The sequence below is a fragment of the Methylococcus mesophilus genome (assembly GCF_026247885.1).
In the GTDB taxonomy this organism is placed as follows: Bacteria; Pseudomonadota; Gammaproteobacteria; order Methylococcales; family Methylococcaceae; genus Methylococcus; species Methylococcus mesophilus.
In genome coordinates, this window is record NZ_CP110921.1 from 3,828,275 (window position 1) to 3,850,166 (window position 21,892).

Genomic DNA, 21,892 nt, shown 5'->3' on the forward strand with positions numbered 1-21,892 from the left:
TTCAGGTTTCGGCCAGGCTGGCCAGCATGTCGGCCTGATGCTCCTGCATCAGGGGATCGATCACCGGGTCGAGATCGCCTTCCATGATGGCGTCCAGCCGGTACAAAGTGAGATTGATGCGGTGATCGGTGAGCCGCCCCTGCGGGAAGTTGTAGGTGCGGATGCGTTCGGAGCGGTCGCCGCTGCCGACCTGCAGTCTGCGCGATGCTGCGATTTCGGAATTCTGCTTGTCCTGAGCCGCGGCCAGAATACGAGCCTGAAGCAGGGACATGGCGCGCGCCCGGTTCTTGTGCTGGGAGCGTTCGTCCTGGCACTCCACCACGGTGCCGGTCGGGATGTGGGTGATGCGTATGGCCGAATCGGTCCGATTCACGTGCTGGCCGCCGGCCCCGGAGGCTCGAAAGGTGTCGACACGGAGGTCGGCGGGGTTGATGTCGATCTCGACCTCGTCGACTTCCGGCAGGATCGCCACCGTACAGGCCGAGGTGTGGATGCGGCCCTGGGCCTCGGTGGCGGGCACCCGCTGCACCCGGTGGGTACCGGCTTCGAATTTGAGCCGCGAATAGACGTTCTGGCCGCTGATGCGCATCACGACCTCCTTGTAGCCGCCATGCTCGCCCTCGCTTTCGCCGACGATCTCAGTCTTCCACCCCCGCTGTTCGGCATAGCGGCTGTACATGCGCTGCAGGTCGCCGGCGAAGATTGCCGCTTCCGCACCGCCGGTGCCGGCACGGACTTCGAGGAACACATTGCGCTCGTCGTTGGGATCGCGCGGCAGCAGCAGGATTTGCAACTCCAGTTCCAGAGCTTCGCTGCGCTCCCGGCCGGCATCGAGCTCTTCCCGCGCCAGGCTGCGAACTCCGGGGTCTTGATCCTGCAGCAGCGCTTGCGCGTATTCGATGTTGTCCAGTGTTTCCTGGTAGTGCCGGAAACAGGCGACGCAGGGTTCGAGCTGGGCGTATTCCCGGCTCAGTGCCTTGAACCGGTTTTGATCGTTCTGGACTTCCGGAGTGGCCAGGAGGCCGGTGATTTCTTCGAAGCGATGGGACAGGTGCTCGAGTTTCTGCTGAACGGAGGGATTCACGTCTCGGGGTCTTTGAGTTGAAAGATTTCGCGCGCCGCGGCGACGATGTCGGCGCGTTCGTTCACGCCCGCCTGCCAGATTTGCGAGCTGGGCGCATGAATGATCTTGTTGGTCAGGGTTTCCGCCAGCCAGCGCAGGGCGTCCTCGGCGCTCTTGCCGCGGCGCAGTTCCCGCAGCGCCCGCTCCAAGGCCGCGTCGCGGTGCTGCTCGGCGAAGCTCCGGACGTCGCGGATGGTGTCGGTCGCGGCCTGGGCCCGGAGCCAGGCCAGGAAATGCTCGACCTCCAGGTCGATGATTTCCTCCGCCTGGAGGGCAGCTTCCTGGCGGGTCTTGAGGTTCTCCTCGACGGTGTGCTGCAGGTCGTCGACGGTGTACAGATAGACGTCCTGGAGTTGCTCGACCTCGGGCTCGATGTCCCGCGGGACCGCCAGGTCCACGATGAACATCGGCTTGTGGCGGCGGCTGCGCAGCGCGCTCTCAATGCTGCCCTTGCCGAGGATGGGCAGCGGGCTGCCGGTGGAGGCGACGATGATGTCGGCCCTGGCCAGGTGTTTGGGCAGCTCTTCCAGCGAGATCGCGAAGCCGCCGAACTGGTTGGCCAAGGTGTGGGCCCGATCGAAAGTCCGGTTGGCGATGATGATGTGGCCGATCCGGTTTTCGCTCAAATGCCGTGCCGTCAGCTCTATGGTCTCGCCAGCGCCGATGAGGATGGCGGTCAGATCGCTCAGGTCGTCGAAGATGCGCTGGGCCAAGCGGATGGCGGCGAAGGCGACCGATACGGGACTGCAGCCGATCGCCGTGTCGGTGCGGACCTTCTTGGCCGCGGCGAAGGTGTGGTGGAACAGCTTGGTCAGAACCTTGCCAGCGGTGCCGGCGTCGCGTGCCGCCTGATAGGCGGTCTTCATCTGGCCGAGAATCTGCGGCTCGCCCAGGATCATGGAGTCCAGTCCGCAGGCGACGCGGAACATGTGCCGGATCGTGCCGGCGTCGACATGGGAGTAAAGGTATTGGGCGATGTCCTGGCCGTCGAGCTGCCGTTGCCCGCGCATCCAGTCGACGACGGGCCGCTGATCGCGACCTTCGAGTTCGCAATACACTTCGGTGCGGTTGCAGGTCGACAGGATTGCCGCCTCGCCCACCTGGGGCAGGCCGATCAGGTCTTGCAGGGCGAATTGCAAATGGTCGGCGGGAAAGGCCAGACGCTCCCTGACCGAAACCGGTGCGGTGGTGTGATTGACGCCTAAAGTCAGGATCGCCATTGTGAGCAGGTGGCTGAAACAGACGCCGATTTTAATGAAAATGCGCTCTTAATCCAATTTCACCGATGCACAAGTCTTGCCGGTTGATCGGGAAAGGGTACAATTTCGCTCGGAAAAATCGGTTCTGGCCCGCGTCGCAAGCAATATCGGCAATCCCACGTTCTCCTCAAAATATCCCAGAATATCGGCGCTGGCGGGATGCAGGGAAAGCTTTGGCCCGTCCGGTTGCTCCTCTCTCGAGCCTTTGAATTCCTACGCGCAACTCGCAGGACGATAGTGCCTAAAATTCGGATACGAAAATTCTGGCCCGGCGGTGCAGGTACTTTGCCGGGTTTGCTGTTGATTGCCCTGGCATTTGGCTGCGTGGGCCATCGAACCAAGTCTGCAGACGAAACATTCTGGAACGACGAGGCCGAGATCAGTGGGGTGGTCAAACCGCTGACGCCCAAGTCCCAGCTTGTCTACCTGGTGTTGGCGGGGGAACTGGCCGGCCAGCGCGGCCAGTACGAGGTCGCGCTCGAGAATTATCTCCAGGCCGCGCGCCTGTCGCGCGATGCACGCCTCGCGGAGCGGGCGACCCAGATCGCATTGTTCGTGAAAAAGTATCCCGAAGCGATCGAGGGCGTATCGCTCTGGCTGGAGCGCGAACCCCGCAATGCAGTGGCGCGCCGCATGGCCGCCCTGCTCTACCTGAAGCAGGGAAAGCGCGATGAGGCAGTGGCGCAGATGAAGGTGTTGCTGACGCTGCCGGATGCTGATCTGGAAAATACGCTCATCGAATTGGTGAAGGTGCTCGGAAGCGAGGTGCCGAAACAGGACGCGGCGGAATTCATGGGTGCCTTGCTTCGGGCGTCCCCCGGTATGGCGGAGCTTCATTTCTCAGCCGCCCTTCTCGCTGCCAACCAGGGTGAGTTTCAGCGGGCATTGAACGAAACCGAGGAGGCCTTGAAGCTGCACCCGGACTGGAGCCGGGCCCGAGTGCTGCAGGCGCAGGTCATGGCGCAAATGGGCGATTCGGCTGCGGCCGGGGACATGATTCAGCGGGCGCTCAAGCGCGATCCGGACAACGCCAGATTGCGCCTGATCTATTCGCAATTTCTCATCAAGTCCGGCGACATCGAAGGCGCACGACGCGAGTTGGCGCATATCGTAACCCGGGAGCCCGGCAATCAGGACGCGCGGTTCGGGCTCGGCCTGGCGCTCATCGACCTGGGCCAGCTCGATGCGGCCCGGCGCGAGTTCACAGGGCTGGCTACGTCTGAAAAATGGCGGGTTCAGGCCTACTTTTATCTGGGGCTCATTGATGCCCGTAAGGGCAGGCTGAGCGAGGCGGTGGGCTGGTTCGACCGTGTCACGACCGGACCAACCGAGTTCGACGCGCGCGTGAACGGCATCACCGCCTTGATCAGCCTGGGTCGGCTGACGGAGGCGCGAACGCGGCTGGCAGACGTCCGCAAGCGATTTCCGAACGAGTCGGTTCGGCTGTATCTTCTGGAGGCCGAATTGCTTTCCAAGAACAGGGAGTTTGAGGACGCCTTCAACCTGTTGACCGAGGCGCTGGCGGAGTTGCCGGGGCAGGCAGATCTGCTCTATGCCCGTGCCCTGGTGGCGGAAAATGTCGGCCGGTTCGATGTGCTGGAGGCCGATCTGCGCCAATTGCTGGAGAAGAATCCCGATGACCCCAATGCCTTGAACGCATTGGGCTACACGCTCGTCGAGCGGGGCGAGCGGCTGGACGAGGCCAAGGGATATCTGGATCGGGCGATCCGGCTCAAGCCCGACGATCCTGCGATACTCGATAGCTATGGCTGGCTGCAGTACCGGCTGCACAATTATGCCGAAGCCGCGGAATACCTGCGCCGGGCTTACGGCAAGGTTCAGGATCCGGAGATCGCATCGCACCTGGGTGAGGTGCTGTTGGAGTCGGGAAAGCGCCAGGAAGCCAGGAAAATTCTGCGCGAGGCCTGGAAGAAGGCGCCTGAGCACGAGGATATGCAGCGAATCAAGGCGCGCTATCCGGACCTGCTGGCTCCGTAATGCCCGATCGGATTTCATTGGCTGCAGCGGTCCTGGTCTTGTTGTCGATAGGCATGGGGCTGCAGGGTTGCACCGGGGTGCAGACTCGGCCTGCCGCGGTGGATGCTGCGCACTTGGCCGGCCTGGAGCGTTGGCGGCTGGAAGGGCGCATCGCGGTGCAGACCCCGGACGATGCCTGGCAGGCCAGCCTGGCCTGGGAGCATGACGGGCGCCAGGATCGCTTGCTGGTTTCCGGACCCTTGAATCAGGGAACGGTTTCCATCGTTCTCCAGGACGACCTGATTCTCATCAACGAAGGTAATGGGAACGAAAGGATTTCCCGCGATCCCGACGCTCTTCTGAAAGAAAAACTGGGGTTTTCCATTCCGCTGCAGAGCTTGCGTTACTGGGTTTTGGGCGTATCGGCGCCGGGTGAGGCAAGCGAAGAAATGGATCTGTATCCGGATGGCCGCCTTAAGCATCTGAAGCAGGCGGAATGGTCCCTCGATTACGAGCGCTATCGCGACTGGGATCGGCTCGTGTTGCCGCAGAAGATACTGATCCAGGGGCGTTCGCTCAAACTGAAGCTGTTTGCGGACGAGTGGACCGTCGGGAGTCCTCCAGCATGAAGCCGCCCTCTCTGCGCCTGCCTGCGCCCGCCAAGCTCAATCTCACTCTCCGGATTACGGGCCGCCGCGCCGACGGCTACCATAATCTGCAAACGGTCTTCCAGTTCGTGGATTTGTGCGACTGGCTCGAATTCCGGCCCAATGCTTCCGGCGAGATCCGGTTGCAGGCGTCACTGGCGGGCGTGCCGATGGAGCAGAATCTGATCGTCCGCGCCGCCCGGTTGCTCAAGGATTACGCGGACGTGGCGGCCGGGGTCGACATCGCCGTGGAGAAAAATCTGCCGATGGGGGGCGGTCTGGGCGGCGGCAGCTCGGACGCGGCGACCACGCTGGTGGCGCTGAACCGCTTGTGGGAACTGGGTCTGGATCGGGAAACACTGATGAACCTCGGTCTCCGGCTGGGGGCGGATGTGCCGATTTTCGTGTTCGGCCGGAGCGCATGGGCGGAAGGCGTGGGGGAAATGCTGCAGACCGTGGAACTGGCCGAGCCCTGGTACGTCATAGTCGTGCCGCCGTGCCAGGTTTCGACCGCCGAGATATTCGGCGCCCCCGATTTGACAAGAAATAACGACCCCATCAAAATAGCCGACTTCCTTGCGGGAAGCCACGAGAATCATTGCCTGGATACCGTCGTGCGTCGATACCCGGTAGTGGGCGAGGCGATGCGTGTACTGGGGAGGTATTCCCAGGATGTCCGGCTGACGGGCACGGGCGCCTGCGTATTTTCGGTCCATGGCAGCGAGGAAGAGGCCAGGGCCGCATGCGAGGGTTTGTCCCGCGACTGGACGGCCGTGGTGGCGTCCGGCCGCAACCTGTCGCCTCTGTACGAGGCGCTGAACGAACTATAGATTTTCTGCATTTATTTTTGGGGCGTAGCCAAGCGGTAAGGCACCGGGTTTTGATCCCGGCATTCCCAGGTTCGAATCCTGGCGCCCCAGCCAACTCCCTAGTCTGCGTCGATATCTGGAGTGCACGATGACCGACACCTCCTTCATGGTGTTTTCGGGTAATGCAAATCTCCCTCTTGCCGAAGGCGTTGTGCGCAAGCTCAACATGCGCCTGGGCATGGCGACCGTAGGGCGGTTCAGCGACGGCGAGATTGCGGTCGAGATCGAGGAGCACGTGCGCGGGCGCGAGGTGTTCGTCATTCAGCCCACCTCGCAGCCCATCAACGAGAATCTCATGGAGCTTCTCGTCATGATCGACGCTTTGCGCCGGTCGTCCGCGTCGGTCATCACCGCGGTCATCCCTTATTTCGGCTACGCGAGGCAGGATCGGCGCATTCGCTCCGCCAGGGTTCCCATCACTGCGAAACTGGTGGCCAAGATGATTTGCGCCGCCGGTGCCGATCGGGTGCTGACGGTCGACCTTCACGCCGATCAGATTCAGGGCTTTTTCGACGTGCCTGTTGACAACGTCTACGCCTCGCCGATCCTGCTCGGCGACGTCTGGCGCCAGAAATATCCCGACCTCATGGTGGTGTCACCCGACGTCGGCGGGGTGGTCAGGGCCAGGGCACTGGCGAAGCGGCTCGACGACGCCGATCTCGCGATCATCGACAAGCGCCGTCCCCGCGCGAACGAGGCGAAGGTCATGAACATCATCGGCGACGTCCGGGGGCGGACCTGCGTCATGGTCGACGACCTCGTCGATACCGCGGGTACCTTGTGCAAGGCTGCCGGGGCTTTGAAGGAGCACGGCGCCGAAAGGGTGGTGGCGTACTGTACCCATCCGGTGCTTTCCGGTCCGGCCGTCGATAACATCGAGGCGTCGATGCTGGACGAGCTGGTGGTGACCGACACGATTCCCCTGCAGGAGCGTGCGCGGGCCTGTGACAGAATCCGGCAATTGACCATTGCCGAAATGCTGGCGGAAACGATCCGCCGGATCGCCATGGGGGAGTCGGTCAGTTCGCTGTACGTGGATTGACCGCGGCCCCCGTTTTTCAATATCTGCTTAGAGTATTTTGGAGAAAGAGATGGTAGGCAGTTTCGTATTTGAAGCCGAGTTGCGACATCAGTTGGGTAAAGGCGCGTCCCGCCGTCTGCGCCATGCCGGCAAGGTCCCTGCGGTGCTTTATGGTAGCGGCGAGCCGGTGTCGCTGTTGCTGGAGCATCACAAGGTCGTCAAGAGCCTGGAAAACGAGGCAACGTACTCACACGTCCTAACGATCCGGTTCGACGGTCGTGAAGAGAGCGCTATTTTGAAAGCCGTGCAGCGCCACCCGGCCAAGCCCATCGTGATGCACATGGATTTTCTGCGCGTCAATGCGGCTGACAAGATCCGCGTCCATGTGCCGCTGCACTTCGTCAATCAGGAAACCTCGGTAGGCGTCAAGAAAGGCGGTGTGGTATCCCATAGCATGGTGGATGTGGAGGTCGACTGCTTCTCCAAGGATCTTCCCGAGTACATCGAGGTTGATCTTGCCCAGGCTGACATCGGGGACATCATCCATCTGTCGGACCTCAAGCTGCCGGTGGGCGTCGAAATCCACGCACTCGCACAGGGTGCCGGCCATGACCTCCCGGTAGCTTCCGTGCATGCGCCGCGCACTGCGGAAGGCGGTGAGGGCGAGGCTGGCTGACCGTTCCGGGCGGGGTATGGTCAAACTGATCGTCGGCCTCGGCAACCCGGGGCCGGCTTACGACAGGACCCGGCACAATGCCGGGTTTTGGTTTGTGGACAGGCTGGCAGCCGCGCACGCTTGCGTCTTGCGGGAGGAGTCCCGTTTCCACGGACGCGTCGGAACGATGGAGGTGGGTGGGACCATGCATCTTCTCGAGCCTCTGACCTTCATGAACCGGAGCGGGCTTGCGGTGGCGGCGCTTGCCAAGTTCTACAAGATTGCGCCCGAGCACATCCTGGTGGTTCACGATGAACTCGACTTCGGGCCGGGGCTCGTTCGTATCAAGCGGGGCGGCGGCCATGGCGGGCACAACGGTCTCCGTGACATCATGGCGCAGTTGGGAAGTGGCGGATTCCAGCGTCTGAGGATCGGAATCGGCCGGCCGGCCGGGGCCATGGCGGTGGCTGACTACGTGTTGGCCGCGCCGTCTGTCGCTGAGCGCCAAGCTATTTTTGGAGTGATAGACAAGGCCTTGGAGTGCCTGCCTGATCTGCTGGCCGGAAATATCGAGCAGGCGATGAACCGCTTGCACGTTTGAGTTGTCGCGCCGGGCTAAGATGGTCCGCGGTCGCTTGACACGATCATAAGACTCTGGAAAAATGCACGCTTTCCGCTTTGGAGGGGTTCCCGAGCGGTCAAAGGGATCAGACTGTAAATCTGACGGCTCAGCCTTCGAAGGTTCGAATCCTTCCCCCTCCACCAATTGGATTTTGTGGTACGCGGGTGTAGTTCAATGGTAGAACCTCAGCCTTCCAAGCTGATGGTGTGGGTTCGATTCCCATCACCCGCTCCAGTGTTGTAATGGTGTGTCAAAGGTTGAATTGCCCATATAGCTCAGTCGGTAGAGCACTTCCTTGGTAAGGAAGAGGTCACCGGTTCAAGTCCGGTTATGGGCTCCATTGTATTCTATATATCGTTTTTGACTGAATTGAAATAGCCGAATCAGGGGTGTTGGCGGATGTCCAAAGAGAAATTTACGCGCACGAAACCGCATGTGAATGTGGGAACGATAGGTCACGTGGATCATGGGAAGACGACGCTGACGGCGGCCCTGACCAAGTGCATGGCGGCGAAGTTCGGGGGCGAATTCAAGGCGTACGACCAGATTGACGCGGCACCGGAAGAGCGCGCCCGCGGCATCACGATTGCCACCGCTCACGTGGAATACGAATCGACCGCACGTCACTACGCCCACGTCGACTGCCCCGGCCACGCCGACTACGTCAAGAACATGATCACCGGCGCGGCCCAGATGGACGGTGCCATCCTGGTGTGCTCCGCCGCAGACGGCCCGATGCCGCAGACGCGCGAACACATTCTGCTGGCGCGCCAGGTCGGCGTCCCCTATATCGTCGTGTTCCTGAACAAGGCCGACATGGTTGACGACCCCGAACTGGTCGAACTGGTCGAAATGGAACTGCGCGAACTGCTTTCCAAATACGACTTCCCGGGGGACGACATCCCCATTATCAAAGGTTCCGCCCTGAAGGCGCTGGAAGGCGACACCAGCGAGATCGGCGTCCCGGCGGTCGAAGCTCTGGTGCAGGCCCTGGACGACTACATCCCCGAGCCCGAGCGCGCCATCGACCGGCCGTTCCTCATGCCGATCGAAGACGTCTTCTCGATCTCCGGGCGCGGCACCGTCGTCACCGGGCGCGTCGAGCGCGGCATCATCAAAGTGGGCGAAGAAATCGAAATCGTCGGCATCAAAGCCACGACCAAGACCACCTGCACCGGCGTGGAAATGTTCCGCAAGCTGCTCGACCAAGGTCAGGCAGGCGACAACATCGGCGTCCTGCTGCGCGGCACCAAGCGCGAAGACGTCGAACGCGGCCAAGTGCTGGCCAAGCCCGGCAGCATCACCCCGCACACCCACTTCGAAGCCGAGATCTACGTCCTGTCCAAGGAAGAAGGCGGTCGCCATACCCCGTTCTTCAACGGCTACCGGCCGCAGTTCTACTTCCGGACCACCGACGTTACCGGCGCGGTGACGCTGCCGGAAGGGATCGAAATGGTCATGCCGGGCGATAACGTCAAGGTCATCGTCAAGCTGATCGCGCCGATTGCCATGGACGAAGGGCTGCGGTTTGCAGTGCGCGAAGGCGGCCGTACCGTCGGCGCGGGCGTTGTCTCCAAGATCATCGAGTAAAGGCGGCGGGGCGGACACGGCAGGTTCGCCCCGCTCCCGAACATTTAGGTCAGTAGCTCAATTGGTAGAGCAGCGGTCTCCAAAACCGCAGGTTGGGGGTTCGAGCCCCTCCTGGCCTGCCACTACATGATGTGGGCGCCCGTTGGCGGGTGCCCTCTCGTACTTTAATAACGATCCGGCGCATGTCTACTCAAACTACTTCGGAGTCCGGTGCTTCCGGTCTGGATACCGTCAAGCTTGTTCTTGCGCTGGTATTTCTAATCGCGGGCATCGTTGCATACTATTTTTTTAGCGATTATTCCGTCGTCTACCGTACGCTTGGAGTCGTCGGTGCCGGTGTTGTGGCGGTCGCGCTGGTTTCGGCGACGGCCAAGGGGCAGTCGCTGCTCGGATTTTTCCGAGAGTCGCGCATCGAAGTCCGAAAGGTCGTTTGGCCGACCAGGCAGGAGGCCGCTCAGGCTACGTTGATGGTGGTCGCGCTGGTTTTCTTCGTTGGGATTTTTCTCTGGCTGCTCGATATGCTCCTGTTTTGGGCAATCACCTCGATCACCGGATAAGAGGGGGCGGTCGTGGCGCTACGCTGGTACGTTATCCAGGCTTATTCCAACTTTGAAAACCGTGTAAAGCGGTCTTTGGAGGAGCGGGTTGTCCGAGCCGGGCTGGAGCACTATTTCGGAAAGATTTTGGTGCCGACCGAAGAAGTGCTGGAAATGCGGCAGGGCCAGCAGCGTAAAGGCGAGCGGAAGTTTTTCCCGGGTTACGTGTTGGTCCAGATGGAGTTGAACGACGACACTTGGCATCTGGTGCGCGACGTGCCGAGGGTGTTGGGTTTTGTCGGAGGGACGCCGGACCACCCCGCGCCGATCACCGATGCCGAAGCTGAAGCGATCCTGGCCCGTGTAGAGGAAGGGGTCAAAAAGCCCAAGCACAAGGTGCTTTACGAAGTCGGCGAAGTCGTTCGCGTCGTCGACGGTCCGTTCAAGGATTTCAACGGCGTCGTCGAAGAAGTCAACTACGAGAAGAGCAAGCTCAGAGTCTCCGTCCTCATTTTTGGACGATCCACGCCTGTCGAGCTCGAATTCGGTCAGGTCGAAAAAGGCTAGGCGAGGCGGTTGCAAGCAGGGGCCGTGGCTGCCGTCGCGAGCCCTTTTTTATTTAGGGGAGCCTAACAGGCGTTCGTACCCATAGGAGTCAGAAAATGGCAAAGAAAATCACAGGCTACATCAAGCTTCAGGTCAAGGCTGGCGAAGCCAATCCGAGCCCGCCGGTCGGCCCGGCGCTCGGCCAGCGCGGTGTCAATATCATGGAGTTCTGCAAGGCATTCAATGCCCAGACCCAGAACGTCGAGAAGGGCTTGCCGCTTCCTGTCGTCATCACTGTGTATGCGGACCGCAGCTTCACGTTCATCACCAAGACGCCACCGGCTTCCGTGTTGCTGAAGAAAGCACTCGGGTTGAAATCCGGCAGCTCGAAGCCGAACACCGACAAGGTCGGAACGGTTACGCGGGCCCAGTTGGAGGAAATCGCCAAGATGAAGATGCCGGATTTGACGGCGGCGGATATGGACGCGGCCGTGCGTACGATTGCGGGCAGCGCGACCAGTATGGGTCTGATTGTGGAGGGTGTGTGATGGCTCGTTTGACCAAGCGGCTCAAGTCGATCAAAGAACAGGTTCAGTCCGGCAAGGCTTATGCGATCGAAGAAGCGCTGAATGTCCTGAAATCGGTCAGCTCCGTCAAATTCGTCGAGTCGGTGGACGTGGCCGTCAATCTCGGCGTCGATCCCCGCAAATCCGATCAGGCCGTGCGCGGTGCGACCGTGCTGCCCAATGGGACAGGCAAGTCGGTTCGGGTGGCGGTGTTCGCCCAGGGGGCGAATGCCGAGGCCGCCCTGGCGGCAGGTGCGGACATCGTCGGCATGGACGATCTGGGTGCCCAGGTGAAGGCTGGTGAGCTGAATTTCGACGTCGTCATCGCGGCGCCGGATGCCATGCGCGTCGTGGGCCAGTTGGGCCAGATTCTCGGCCCGCGCGGACTGATGCCGAATCCCAAGACCGGCACCGTCACTCCGGATGTCGCCACGGCGGTCAAGAACGCTAAGGCCGGTCAAGTCCGCTACCGCACCGACAAGAAGGGCATCATCCATTGCACGATCGGTAAAGTCAGCTTTGAGCCGGCGGCGCTGAAAGAAAATCTGGAAGCCTTGCTGGTGGATCTCAAAAAACTCAAGCCGAGCACGTCGAAGGGCGTATATGTCAAGAAGGTCACGGTGTCGTCGACCATGGGCCCGGGCTTGACGGTCGACCAGAACACGCTGACAGCGTAGAACCGTAACAAATTGTGTGACTTTGGGTTGCCGGGTTTCCGGTAACCGTCAAAGACCGCAGGCGTGCCTTGTGCACTTAATCGATCCAGCCTGCGCAGACGGTGACTGAAGCCGAATATCGGTGAAAGGAGCCGTTACAAGAGTCCCAGCTTCGGCTGGGGTGACATGGCTCTGAATGGTTTCCCAAACTATTCAGCTTTATTTGGAGGTAACGAGTGGCACTGAGACTCGATGACAAGAAAGTGGTCGTCGCCGAGGTTGCAGCCGTTGCCGCCCAAGCGCACTCCGCAGTTGCGGCAGAGTACCGGGGGCTGAGTGTCTCCGCTCTGACGCGGCTCCGCAAGGAAGCGCGGGAGTCCGGGGTTTACCTGCGCGTCGTCAAGAACACCTTGGCGCGCAAGGCCGTTGAAGGCACGAGTTTCGAGTGCATGCAGGACGGCTTGGTAGGTCCCTTGATTCTCGCGTTCTCCCTTGAGGATCCGGGCTCCGCGGCCCGCGTAGTCAGCGCATTCGCCAAGACCAACGACAAGCTCGTCGTGAAGTTGGTGGCGGTTGGCGGCAAACAATACGGTCCTACCGAGCTCGAGCGTTTGGCATCGCTGCCGAACCGCGAGCAGGCGCTCAGCATGTTGATGGGCACGATGAAGGCGCCGATCGAAAAATTCGTCCGCACCCTGGCGGAGCCGCACGCGAAGTTCGTGCGCACCGTGGCGGCGGTTCGGGATCAGAAGCAGGCCGCGTAACCCGCAGGTCCGGCAAAAAGCAATTTCGGAGAAATGACAATGGCAGTTTCCAAAGAAGATATCCTCGAGACTATTTCCAACATGACCGTCATGGAGATCGTGGATCTCATTTCTGCAATGGAGGATAAGTTCGGCGTGTCCGCGGCGGCGGCAGTTGCTGTGGCTCCTGCAGCGGCAGGCGCAGCGGCTCCGGCGGTCGAAGAAAAGACGGAGTTCGACGTCGTCATGACCAGTTTCGGCGCCAACAAGGTCAACGTGATCAAGGCGATTCGCGAGATCACCGGCCTGGGGCTGAAGGAAGCGAAAGATCTGGTTGAGGGCGTTCCCTCCACCGTCAAGGAGGGCATTGCCAAGGCCGAGGCGGACGACATCAAGAAGAAGCTGGAAGAAGCCGGCGCAGCTGTCGACGTTAAGTAACGAAACGTTGCGTACCAGCTTCTTTTAAGGAAGAGCTTCGATTCAGGCTGGCAGCGTTGCGCTGCCGGCCTTTCGGCGTTTGCGGATTGTTACGGAATCGGTTACCTTGTGGACTCCGATCTTCCGTCCATGCCGCTATGCCGTCCTCCGTATCACACGTGGCAACCCGATAACGAGTCAAGGCAGCCAAGGCATATCCACGATACTGCCGGCACAGCCTCTCAAAGGCTCTAGGCTCACGATATTTCAAGCAAACCAAACTCAGGTCAGGAACCAACATGGCTTACTCGTTTACCGAGAAAAAACGAATTCGCAAGAGTTTCGGAAAGCGCCAGGACGTGCTGGAAGTCCCCTATCTTCTGGCGACACAGGTTGACTCGTACCGGCGATTTTTGCAACTCGAGAGGCAGCCCGCCGGTAGGAGCGACGAAGGCTTGCACGCTGCGTTGAAGTCGGTTTTCCCGATCAAGAGCCATTCCGGCAACATCGTGCTCGAATACGTGAGCTATCGCCTGGGCGATCCGGTGTTCGACGTCAAGGAATGCCAGCAGCGCGGAACCACCTATGCGGCTCCGCTGCGCGTGCTCGTACGCCTGGTGGTCTACGACAAGGAGGCACCGGCGAACGCGAAGGTCGTCAAGGACATCAAGGAGCAGGAAATCTACATGGGCGAAATTCCGCTCATGACCGACAACGGCACCTTCGTCATCAACGGTACCGAGCGGGTGATCGTTTCCCAGTTGCACCGTTCGCCCGGCGTGTTTTTCGATCACGACCGGGGAAAGACCCATTCATCGGGAAAGCTGCTGTTCAACGCCAGAATCATTCCGTACCGCGGGTCCTGGCTGGATTTCGAATTCGACCACAAGGACTGTGTTTACGTCCGTATCGACCGTCGCCGCAAGCTGCCGGCAACGGTACTGCTGCGCGCGCTGGGTTACGACAATGAACAGATCATCGGCGAATTTTTCGATACCAATCGTTTTCTGCTGTCGCCCACGGGTATCCAGCTCGAGTTGATCCCCGAGCGTCTGCGCGGCGATATCGCGAGCTTCGATATTCGGCTCGGTGATCAGCTCGTGGTCGAGAAGGATCACCGGATCACGGCGCGCCATATCCGGATGCTGCAAAAGGAAAATGTGAGCCTGCTCGACGTTCCTAAGGACTATCTGTATGGCAAGATGCTCGCGCACAACGTCGTAGACACGACGACGGGCGAACTCATCGCCAAGGTGAACCAGGAAGTCACCGAGGATGTCTATGGGCGTCTCGTCGGCGCCGGCATTGCCGAGGTCCGCACCCTCTATGTGAACGATCTCGATCGCGGCCCCTACGTCTCCAACACCATGCGTATCGATCTGACCGAGACGCAACTGGACGCGCTGGTGGAGATCTATCGCATGATGCGCCCCGGCGAGCCGCCCACCAAGGAGGCTGCCCAGACCCTCTTCGAGAATCTGTTCTTTTCCCCCGAGCGCTACGATCTTTCCGCCGTCGGCAGGATGAAGTTCAACCGTCGTCTGGGGCGAGCCGATCCGACCGGTCCGGGCGTGCTGGAAAATGGCGACATCATCGCGGTGTTGAAGGAGCTGATCAACATCCGTAACGGCAGCGGCACGGTCGATGACATCGATCATCTCGGCAACCGCCGCGTGCGCTCCGTGGGCGAGATGGTGGAGAACCAGTTCCGGCTCGGTCTGGTGCGGGTCGAGCGGGCGGTGAAGGAGCGTCTGTCGCTGCCCGATGCCGACAGTCTCATGCCGCAGGAAATCATCAATGCCAAGCCGGTGGCGGCCTCGATCAAGGAATTTTTCGGTTCCAGCCAGCTCTCGCAGTTCATGGACCAGAACAATCCGCTGTCGGAAGTCACCCACAAGCGGCGCGTTTCCGCACTGGGGCCGGGCGGCTTGGCCCGCGAGCGCGCCGGCTTCGAAGTACGCGACGTGCATACCACGCACTACGGTCGCGTCTGCCCGATCGAGACTCCTGAAGGCCCGAACATCGGCCTGATCAACTCGCTCGCCGTGTATGCGCGTACCAACGAATACGGCTTCCTGGAAACACCGTATCGGAAGGTAGTCGATGGCCGGGTGACGGGTGAAATCGAATACCTGTCCGCCATCGAGGAAGGCCAGTACTACATCGCCCAGGCCAGCGCCTCGGTCGATGAGCAGGGCATGCTCAAGGACGATCTGGTCTCGTGCCGCCACAAGGACGAATTCACGCTGGGTTCGCGCGAGAACATCAACTACATGGACGTATCGTCCAAGCAGATCGTGTCCGTCGCCGCTTCCCTGATTCCGTTCCTCGAACACGACGACGCCAACCGTGCCTTGATGGGGTCGAACATGCAGCGTCAGGCGGTACCGACGCTGCGCACCGAAAAGCCTTTGGTGGGCACCGGCATGGAGCGCATCGTCGCCCGCGACTCCGGAGTCGCGGTCGTGGCCAAGCGCGGCGGCACGGTCGAGTTCGTGGACGCCGGGCGCATCGTGGTCCGGGTCAACGACGACGAGACCGAGGCGGGCGTCCCGGGTGTCGACATTTACAACCTGACCAAGTACACGCGTTCCAACCAGAACACCTGCATCAACCAGAAGCCGCTGGTGAAGCCGGGGGATGTGGTGGCCCGCAATGACGTTCTGGCGGACGGTCCGTCCACCGACATGGGTGAATTGGCGCTGGGCCAGAATCTGCTGGTCGCGTTCATGCCTTGGAACGGCTACAACTTCGAAGATTCGATTCTGATTTCGGAGCGGGTGGTGCAGGACGACCGCTTCACCACCATCCACATCGAGGAGAAGACCTGCGTCGCCCGAGACACCAAGCTGGGGCCGGAGGAAATCACCGCCGACATCCCGAACGTCGGCGAGGCGGCGCTGGCCAAGCTGGACGAGTCCGGCATCGTCTATATCGGCGCCGAGGTCAAGGCTGGCGACATCCTGGTGGGCAAGGTGACCCCGAAGGGCGAAACCCAGCTCACACCCGAAGAAAAACTGCTGCGTGCGATCTTCGGCGAGAAGGCCTCCGACGTGAAGGACACCTCGTTGCGCGTACCTTCCGGCATGGACGGTACGGTCATCGACGTGCAGGTCTTCACCCGTGACGGCGTGAAAAAGGACGAACGCGCCCGCCAGATCGAGGAGGCCGAGATCGAAAAGGTCCGCAAGGACCTGAACGACCAGCTCCGCATCATCGAGAAGGATTTCTACCAGCGTGCCGAGCAGATGGTGCTGGGCAAGGTGGCCGACCTGGGGCCGGCCGGCCTGAAACGCGGAGCTACCGTAACCCGGGAATACCTGGATTCGATCAAGCCCGCGCAATGGCTGGAGATCCGGCTGCAGGACGAGGACGTCAATCTGCAGATCGAAGCGATCGCCGAGCAGATCGCCCAGCAGCGCGAGGAGATCGCGAAGCGTCTCGAAGAGAAGCGTCGCAAGATCACCATGGGCGACGATCTTGCGCCGGGCGTACTCAAGATGGTCAAGGTGTACCTGGCGGTCAAGCGTCGCATCCAGCCCGGCGACAAGATGGCCGGACGGCACGGCAACAAGGGCGTGATTTCGCGCATCGTGCCGGTGGAAGACATGCCGTATTCGGCTGACGGCACGCCGGTCGACATCGTGCTGAATCCGCTGGGCGTGCCCTCGCGCATGAACGTCGGCCAGGTGCTCGAAACCCACCTTGGCTGGGCAGCCAAAGGTGTGGGCCTGAAAATCGGGCGGATGCTGGAAGCCAAGGCCAGGATCGAAGAGCTACGTTCGTTCCTGACTCAGGTTTACAACTTGAGCGGCCGGCAGGAGGACATCGCCAGCCTGAGCGACGCCGAAGTCATGGAGCTCGCAGGCAACCTGCAGGGCGGTGTGCCGATGGCGACGCCGGTGTTCGACGGCGCGACGGAGCAAGACATCAAGGCCATGTTGAGACTGGCCGATCTCCCCGAGAGCGGCCAGGCGACTTTGTTCGACGGACGCACCGGCGACGTCTTCGACCGTCCTGTGACGGTCGGCTACATGTACATGCTGAAGCTCAACCATCTGGTCGACGACAAGATGCATGCGCGCTCCACCGGTCCATACAGTCTGGTGACGCAGCAGCCGCTGGGCGGCAAGGCCCAGTTCGGCGGGCAGCGTTTCGGCGAAATGGAAGTGTGGGCGCTGGAAGCCTACGGCGCCGCCTACACCTTGCAGGAGATGCTGACGGTGAAATCCGACGACGTGAACGGCAGGACCAAGATGTACAAGAACATCGTCGACGGCGATCACCGGATGGAGGCCGCCATGCCGGAGTCCTTCAACGTCTTGATCAAGGAAATCCGTTCGCTCGGTATCAATATCGAGCTTGAGCAGGATTGATCGCCACCGCGCGCAGCAGGCAGCCGTTCGCGGCTGCCCTTCCGAATTGATGACTGGGAGATTTACGTGAAAGATTTGATCAATTTTCTGAAGCGCCAGACGCAAAGCGAAGAGTTCGATGCGATCCGCATCAGCCTGGCTTCGCCTGACATGATCCGTTCCTGGTCCTATGGTGAGGTGAAGAAGCCCGAGACCATCAACTACCGGACCTTCAAGCCGGAGCGCGATGGCCTGTTTTGCGCCAAGATCTTCGGGCCGGTGAGCGATTACGAATGTCTCTGCGGCAAGTACAAGCGCCTGAAGCACCGCGGCGTGATCTGCGAAAAATGCGGCGTGGAAGTCACCTTGTCCAAGGTGCGTCGCGAGCGTATGGGGCACATCGAGCTGGCGAGTCCGGTCGCGCATATCTGGTTCCTCAAGTCACTGCCTTCGCGCATAGCCCTGCTGCTCGACATGCAGCTGCGCGAAATCGAGCGGGTGCTTTACTTCGAGTCCTATGTCGTGATCGATCCGGGCATGACGCCGCTCAACCGCGGGCAGCTCCTCGGTGAGGAGGAGTACCAGAAGATGGTCGAGCAGTACGACGACGAGTTTTCCGCCAAGATGGGCGCCGAAGCCATCCGCGAACTGCTGCGCACCATGGATCTCCAGGCCGAGGTCGTGCACTTGCGGGAGGAAATCAACGGCACCAGCTCCGAGACCAAGATCAAGAAATACACCAAGCGCTTGAAGGCGATCGAGTCGATGCTGGTTTCCAACAACCGGCCGGAGTGGATGATTCTCACCGTGCTGCCAGTGCTGCCGCCGGACCTGCGTCCGCTGGTGCCGCTCGATGGCGGCCGCTTCGCCACCAGCGATCTCAACGACCTGTACCGCCGCGTCATCAACCGCAACAACCGTCTCAAGCGGCTGCTGGATCTCAATGCGCCAGACATCATCGTCCGCAACGAGAAGCGCATGCTGCAGGAATCGGTCGATGCGCTGTTGGACAACGGCCGCCGCGGTCGGGCGATCACGGGTTCGAACAAGCGCCCGCTCAAGTCGCTCGCCGACATGATCAAAGGTAAGCAGGGTCGCTTCCGCCAGAACCTCCTGGGCAAGCGGGTGGACTACTCCGGCCGCTCGGTGATCGTGGTGGGTCCGACCCTGCGTCTGCATCAGTGCGGTCTGCCCAAGAAGATGGCGCTGGAGCTGTTCAAGCCGTTCATCTTCAGCAAGCTGCAGTTCCGTGGCCTCGCCACCACCATCAAGGCGGCCAAGAAAATGGTGGAACGGGAAGCGCCCGAAGTCTGGGATATCCTGGACGAAGTGATCCGCGAACACCCGGTCATGCTGAACCGCGCACCGACACTGCACCGTCTGGGTATCCAGGCGTTCGAGCCGACCCTGATCGAAGGCAAGGCGATCCAGTTGCATCCCCTGGTATGCACCGCATTCAACGCCGACTTCGACGGCGACCAGATGGCCGTGCACGTGCCTTTGTCGCTGGAGGCACAGCTCGAAGCCCGGTCCCTGATGATGGCGACCAACAACATCCTGTCGCCGGCCAACGGCGAACCCATCATCAACCCGACCCAGGACGTCGTCATGGGTCTGTATTACATGAGCCGGGAGCGCACTTTCGCCAAAGGTGAGGGCATGATCTTCACCAGCATCGACGAGGCCGAGCAGGCATTCCTCAACGGTGCAGTGGACTTGCACGCCAAGGTGACGGTCCGGCTGCGCGAGGTCGTTCTGGGCGAAAACGGCGAGCGTACCGAGGTGACGAAGCGGGTTCAGACCACGGTGGGCCGTGCGCTGATCTGGAACGTCGTGCCGGACGGCATCCCGTTCGAGATGATCAACGTCGACATGACCAAAAAGGCCATTTCGCGTCTGATCAATCATGCCTACCGAACTCTGGGCATCAAGGCCAGCGTCATTTTCGGCGACCAGCTGATGTATCTCGGTTTCTCGCATGCGACCCGGGCCGGCGTATCGTTCGGCGTGGAAGACATGGAGATCCCCCCCCGCAAGGACGAGATCATCCAGGCCGCCGAGCGCGAAGTGAAGGAAATCCAGAACCAGTTCGCCTCCGGCCTCGTGACCGACGGCGAACGCTACAACAAGGTCGTCGACATCTGGTCGCATGCCAACGACCAGGTGGCGAAAGTGATGATGGAAGGCCTCGGCGTGGACGAGGTCACGGGCGAAAACGGCGAGACGACCAAGCAGAAGTCGTTCAACTCGATCTTCATGATGGCCGATTCCGGAGCCCGCGGCTCGGCGGCACAGATCCGGCAGTTGGCCGGCATGCGCGGCCTGATGGCCAAGCCGGACGGCTCGATCATCGAGACACCGATCACGGCGAACTTCCGGGAAGGGCTGACGGTATTGCAGTACTTCATCTCGACCCACGGCGCCCGCAAAGGTCTGGCCGACACCGCGCTCAAGACGGCCAACTCGGGTTATCTGACGCGCCGCCTGGTGGACGTCGCCCAGGACCTCGTCATTACGGAGGTCGATTGCGGTACGACGGACGGCCTGCAAATGGCTCCGCTGATCGAAGGCGGGGATGTCGTCGAGCCGCTGGCGGAGCGGGTGCTGGGACGGGTTCTGGCCGAGCATGCGGCCGATCCGTCGAACGGCGAGGTGCTGTTCGAAGCCGGTTCGATGCTGGACGAGTATGCTGTGCAGCTGCTCGAGCAGCACGGTGTCGACAACGTCCGGGTACGTTCCGTCATCACCTGCAAGACCCGTTACGGCGTGTGCGCCTCCTGCTACGGGCGCGATCTCGGCCGGGGCCACAAGGTCAACATCGGCGAAGCGATCGGCGTGATCGCGGCGCAGTCGATCGGCGAGCCCGGCACGCAGCTCACCATGCGGACCTTCCACATCGGCGGCGCGGCCTCGCGGTCGGCGGCGATCAGCAACGTCGAAGTGAAGTCGAGCGGACAGATCCGGTTGACGAACCTCAAGACTGTGGTCAACCGCGATAACGCTCTGGTGGCCGTGTCGCGTTCGGGCGAAATCAGCGTGATCGACGAACATGGCCGCGAGAGGGAGCGCTACAAGATTCCCTACGGTGCGGTGCTGTCGGTGCGGGAAGGCGGCGCGGTCAAGGCGGGCCAGATCGTGGTGAACTGGGATCCGCATACCCATCCGGTCGTGTCCGAAGTGCGCGGCCGCGCCAAGCTGATCGATTTCGTCGAGGGCGTGACCGTCCGCGAGCAGTCCGACGAAATGACGGGCCTGAGCTCGATGGTGGTCATCGATCCCAAGCAGCGCGGCGGCGCGGGCAAGGAACTGCGGCCCCTTGTGAAGCTGGTGGACGAGGAGGGCAACGACATCTTCATCCCCTCCACGGAGATCACTGCGCAGTACTTCCTGCCGGCCGGGGCGATCATCGGCATCCGCGACGGCGACCTGGTTGAAGTGGGCGACGTGCTGGCGAGGATTCCGCAGGAGTCCAGCAAGACGCGCGACATCACCGGCGGTCTGCCGCGCGTCGCGGACCTGTTCGAAGCTCGCAAGACCAAGGATCCCGCCATCCTGGCCGAGGCGACCGGCACGGTTTCGTTCGGCAAGGAAACCAAGGGCAAGCGCCGCCTCGTCATCACCGATGCGAGCGGCGAGCAGCACGAGGTCATGGTGCCGAAGTGGCGCAACATCACGGTGTTCGAAGGCGAGCACGTGGAGCAGGGCGAAACCATCGCCGAGGGCGAGCTGACGCCGCACGACATCCTGCGGCTGCGCGGCACCGCGGAGCTGGCCTCCTATCTGGTCAAGGAAATCCAGGACGTTTACCGGCTGCAGGGCGTGAAGATCAACGACAAGCACATCGAGGTGATCATCCGCCAGATGCTGCGCAAGGTCGAAATCACCGATCCGGGCGATTCCAGCTTCCTGCGCGGCGAACAGGCGGACCGGTCGCGGTTGCTGGAAGAGAACGACCGCCTGGAGGAGGAGGGCAAGGTGCCCGCGTGTTACGAGCCGGTACTGCTGGGCATTACCAAGGCTTCGCTGAGCACCGAGTCGTTCATCTCCGCAGCTTCGTTCCAGGAAACCACGCGCGTGCTGACCGAAGCGGCGATCCGGGGGTCCACCGACCGTTTACAGGGCCTCAAGGAGAACGTGATTGTGGGGCGTCTGATCCCGGCGGGCACCGGTCTGGCCTACCATGCGGAGCGCAAGGAGCGGGCGAAGCTCGGCGAGGTTGCGGAGCCCGAAGCCCCGACTATCGATACGGCGGAGGTGGAAGAGGCACTGAAACAAGCGTTCAGCCTCTGACAGAGTCTGCCGGGACCGGG

At 61.4% G+C, this 21,892-nt stretch carries 17 protein-coding genes and 5 tRNA genes; 20 read left to right on the forward strand and 2 right to left on the reverse strand.

What is annotated here, in order from left to right:
- Position 1: 1 nt before the first annotated feature.
- Both prfA and hemA read right to left on the reverse strand, forming a co-directional pair.
- The gene (prfA, locus tag OOT43_RS18165) at positions 2–1,084 is read right to left on the reverse strand and encodes a peptide chain release factor 1 (protein ID WP_266022089.1); all 1,083 of its coding nucleotides are present in this window, start codon (positions 1,082–1,084) and stop codon (positions 2–4) included.
- A complete protein-coding gene (hemA, locus tag OOT43_RS18170; protein ID WP_266022090.1) occupies positions 1,081–2,343 on the reverse strand; it encodes a glutamyl-tRNA reductase in 1,263 nt (420 codons plus the stop codon). The genes prfA and hemA overlap by 4 nt, the downstream gene beginning before the upstream one ends.
- A gap of 363 nt (positions 2,344–2,706) precedes the next feature.
- Here hemA and OOT43_RS18175 point away from each other — a divergent pair, with 363 nt between their 5' ends.
- The 20 genes from OOT43_RS18175 (at position 2,707) to rpoC (ending at position 21,872) form a co-directional block, all read left to right on the forward strand.
- A complete protein-coding gene (locus tag OOT43_RS18175) occupies positions 2,707–4,380 on the forward strand; it encodes a tetratricopeptide repeat protein (RefSeq protein WP_266022091.1) in 1,674 nt (557 codons plus the stop codon).
- A gap of 17 nt (positions 4,381–4,397) precedes the next feature.
- Positions 4,398–4,988 carry a lipoprotein insertase outer membrane protein LolB gene (lolB, locus tag OOT43_RS18180; protein WP_266022092.1) on the forward strand — a complete coding sequence of 197 codons (591 nt, stop codon included), beginning with the start codon at positions 4,398–4,400 and terminating at the stop codon, positions 4,986–4,988.
- The gene (ispE, locus tag OOT43_RS18185; protein ID WP_266022093.1) at positions 4,985–5,836 is read left to right on the forward strand and encodes a 4-(cytidine 5'-diphospho)-2-C-methyl-D-erythritol kinase; all 852 of its coding nucleotides are present in this window, start codon (positions 4,985–4,987) and stop codon (positions 5,834–5,836) included. The genes lolB and ispE overlap by 4 nt, the downstream gene beginning before the upstream one ends.
- Before the next feature lie 18 nt (positions 5,837–5,854).
- Positions 5,855–5,929: transfer RNA gene (locus OOT43_RS18190), tRNA-Gln, on the forward strand.
- 34 nt (positions 5,930–5,963) lie between these two features.
- A complete protein-coding gene (locus tag OOT43_RS18195) occupies positions 5,964–6,917 on the forward strand; it encodes a ribose-phosphate diphosphokinase (protein ID WP_266022095.1) in 954 nt (317 codons plus the stop codon).
- A 49-nt stretch (positions 6,918–6,966) separates the two neighbouring features.
- A complete protein-coding gene (locus OOT43_RS18200) occupies positions 6,967–7,572 on the forward strand; it encodes a 50S ribosomal protein L25/general stress protein Ctc (protein ID WP_266022096.1) in 606 nt (201 codons plus the stop codon).
- Between the two features lie 16 nt (positions 7,573–7,588).
- Complete coding sequence (pth, locus tag OOT43_RS18205; protein WP_266022097.1) at positions 7,589–8,152, forward strand: aminoacyl-tRNA hydrolase; 564 nt, start codon at positions 7,589–7,591, stop codon at positions 8,150–8,152.
- Between the two features lie 79 nt (positions 8,153–8,231).
- A tRNA-Tyr gene (locus OOT43_RS18210) sits at positions 8,232–8,316 on the forward strand.
- Between the two features lie 17 nt (positions 8,317–8,333).
- Positions 8,334–8,407: transfer RNA gene (locus OOT43_RS18215), tRNA-Gly, on the forward strand.
- Between the two features lie 30 nt (positions 8,408–8,437).
- Positions 8,438–8,513 (forward strand) — tRNA-Thr (locus OOT43_RS18220).
- 59 nt (positions 8,514–8,572) lie between these two features.
- A complete protein-coding gene (gene tuf, locus OOT43_RS18225) occupies positions 8,573–9,763 on the forward strand; it encodes an elongation factor Tu (protein WP_266021805.1) in 1,191 nt (396 codons plus the stop codon).
- A 46-nt stretch (positions 9,764–9,809) separates the two neighbouring features.
- A tRNA-Trp gene (locus tag OOT43_RS18230) sits at positions 9,810–9,885 on the forward strand.
- 60 nt (positions 9,886–9,945) lie between these two features.
- Positions 9,946–10,320: a preprotein translocase subunit SecE gene (gene secE, locus OOT43_RS18235; protein ID WP_266022098.1), complete on the forward strand. Its 375-nt coding sequence runs from the start codon at positions 9,946–9,948 to the stop codon at positions 10,318–10,320.
- Between the two features lie 12 nt (positions 10,321–10,332).
- The gene (gene nusG / locus OOT43_RS18240) at positions 10,333–10,866 is read left to right on the forward strand and encodes a transcription termination/antitermination protein NusG (protein ID WP_266022099.1); all 534 of its coding nucleotides are present in this window, start codon (positions 10,333–10,335) and stop codon (positions 10,864–10,866) included.
- A 95-nt stretch (positions 10,867–10,961) separates the two neighbouring features.
- Entirely contained in the window at positions 10,962–11,393 is a 432-nt protein-coding gene (rplK, locus tag OOT43_RS18245; RefSeq protein WP_010960362.1) for a 50S ribosomal protein L11, read from the forward strand.
- Positions 11,393–12,088, forward strand: coding sequence for a 50S ribosomal protein L1 (gene rplA / locus OOT43_RS18250; protein ID WP_266022100.1), 696 nt, complete (start codon positions 11,393–11,395; stop codon positions 12,086–12,088). Before rplK ends, rplA begins: the two co-directional genes overlap by 1 nt.
- 215 nt (positions 12,089–12,303) lie before the next feature.
- Positions 12,304–12,831: a 50S ribosomal protein L10 gene (gene rplJ / locus OOT43_RS18255; protein ID WP_266022101.1), complete on the forward strand. Its 528-nt coding sequence runs from the start codon at positions 12,304–12,306 to the stop codon at positions 12,829–12,831.
- A gap of 39 nt (positions 12,832–12,870) precedes the next feature.
- Positions 12,871–13,248: a 50S ribosomal protein L7/L12 gene (gene rplL / locus OOT43_RS18260; protein ID WP_266022102.1), complete on the forward strand. Its 378-nt coding sequence runs from the start codon at positions 12,871–12,873 to the stop codon at positions 13,246–13,248.
- 278 nt (positions 13,249–13,526) lie between these two features.
- Entirely contained in the window at positions 13,527–17,603 is a 4,077-nt protein-coding gene (rpoB, locus tag OOT43_RS18265; RefSeq protein WP_266022103.1) for a DNA-directed RNA polymerase subunit beta, read from the forward strand.
- 78 nt (positions 17,604–17,681) lie between these two features.
- Positions 17,682–21,872: a DNA-directed RNA polymerase subunit beta' gene (gene rpoC, locus OOT43_RS18270; RefSeq protein ID WP_266024954.1), complete on the forward strand. Its 4,191-nt coding sequence runs from the start codon at positions 17,682–17,684 to the stop codon at positions 21,870–21,872.
- Positions 21,873–21,892: the final 20 nt, after the last annotated feature.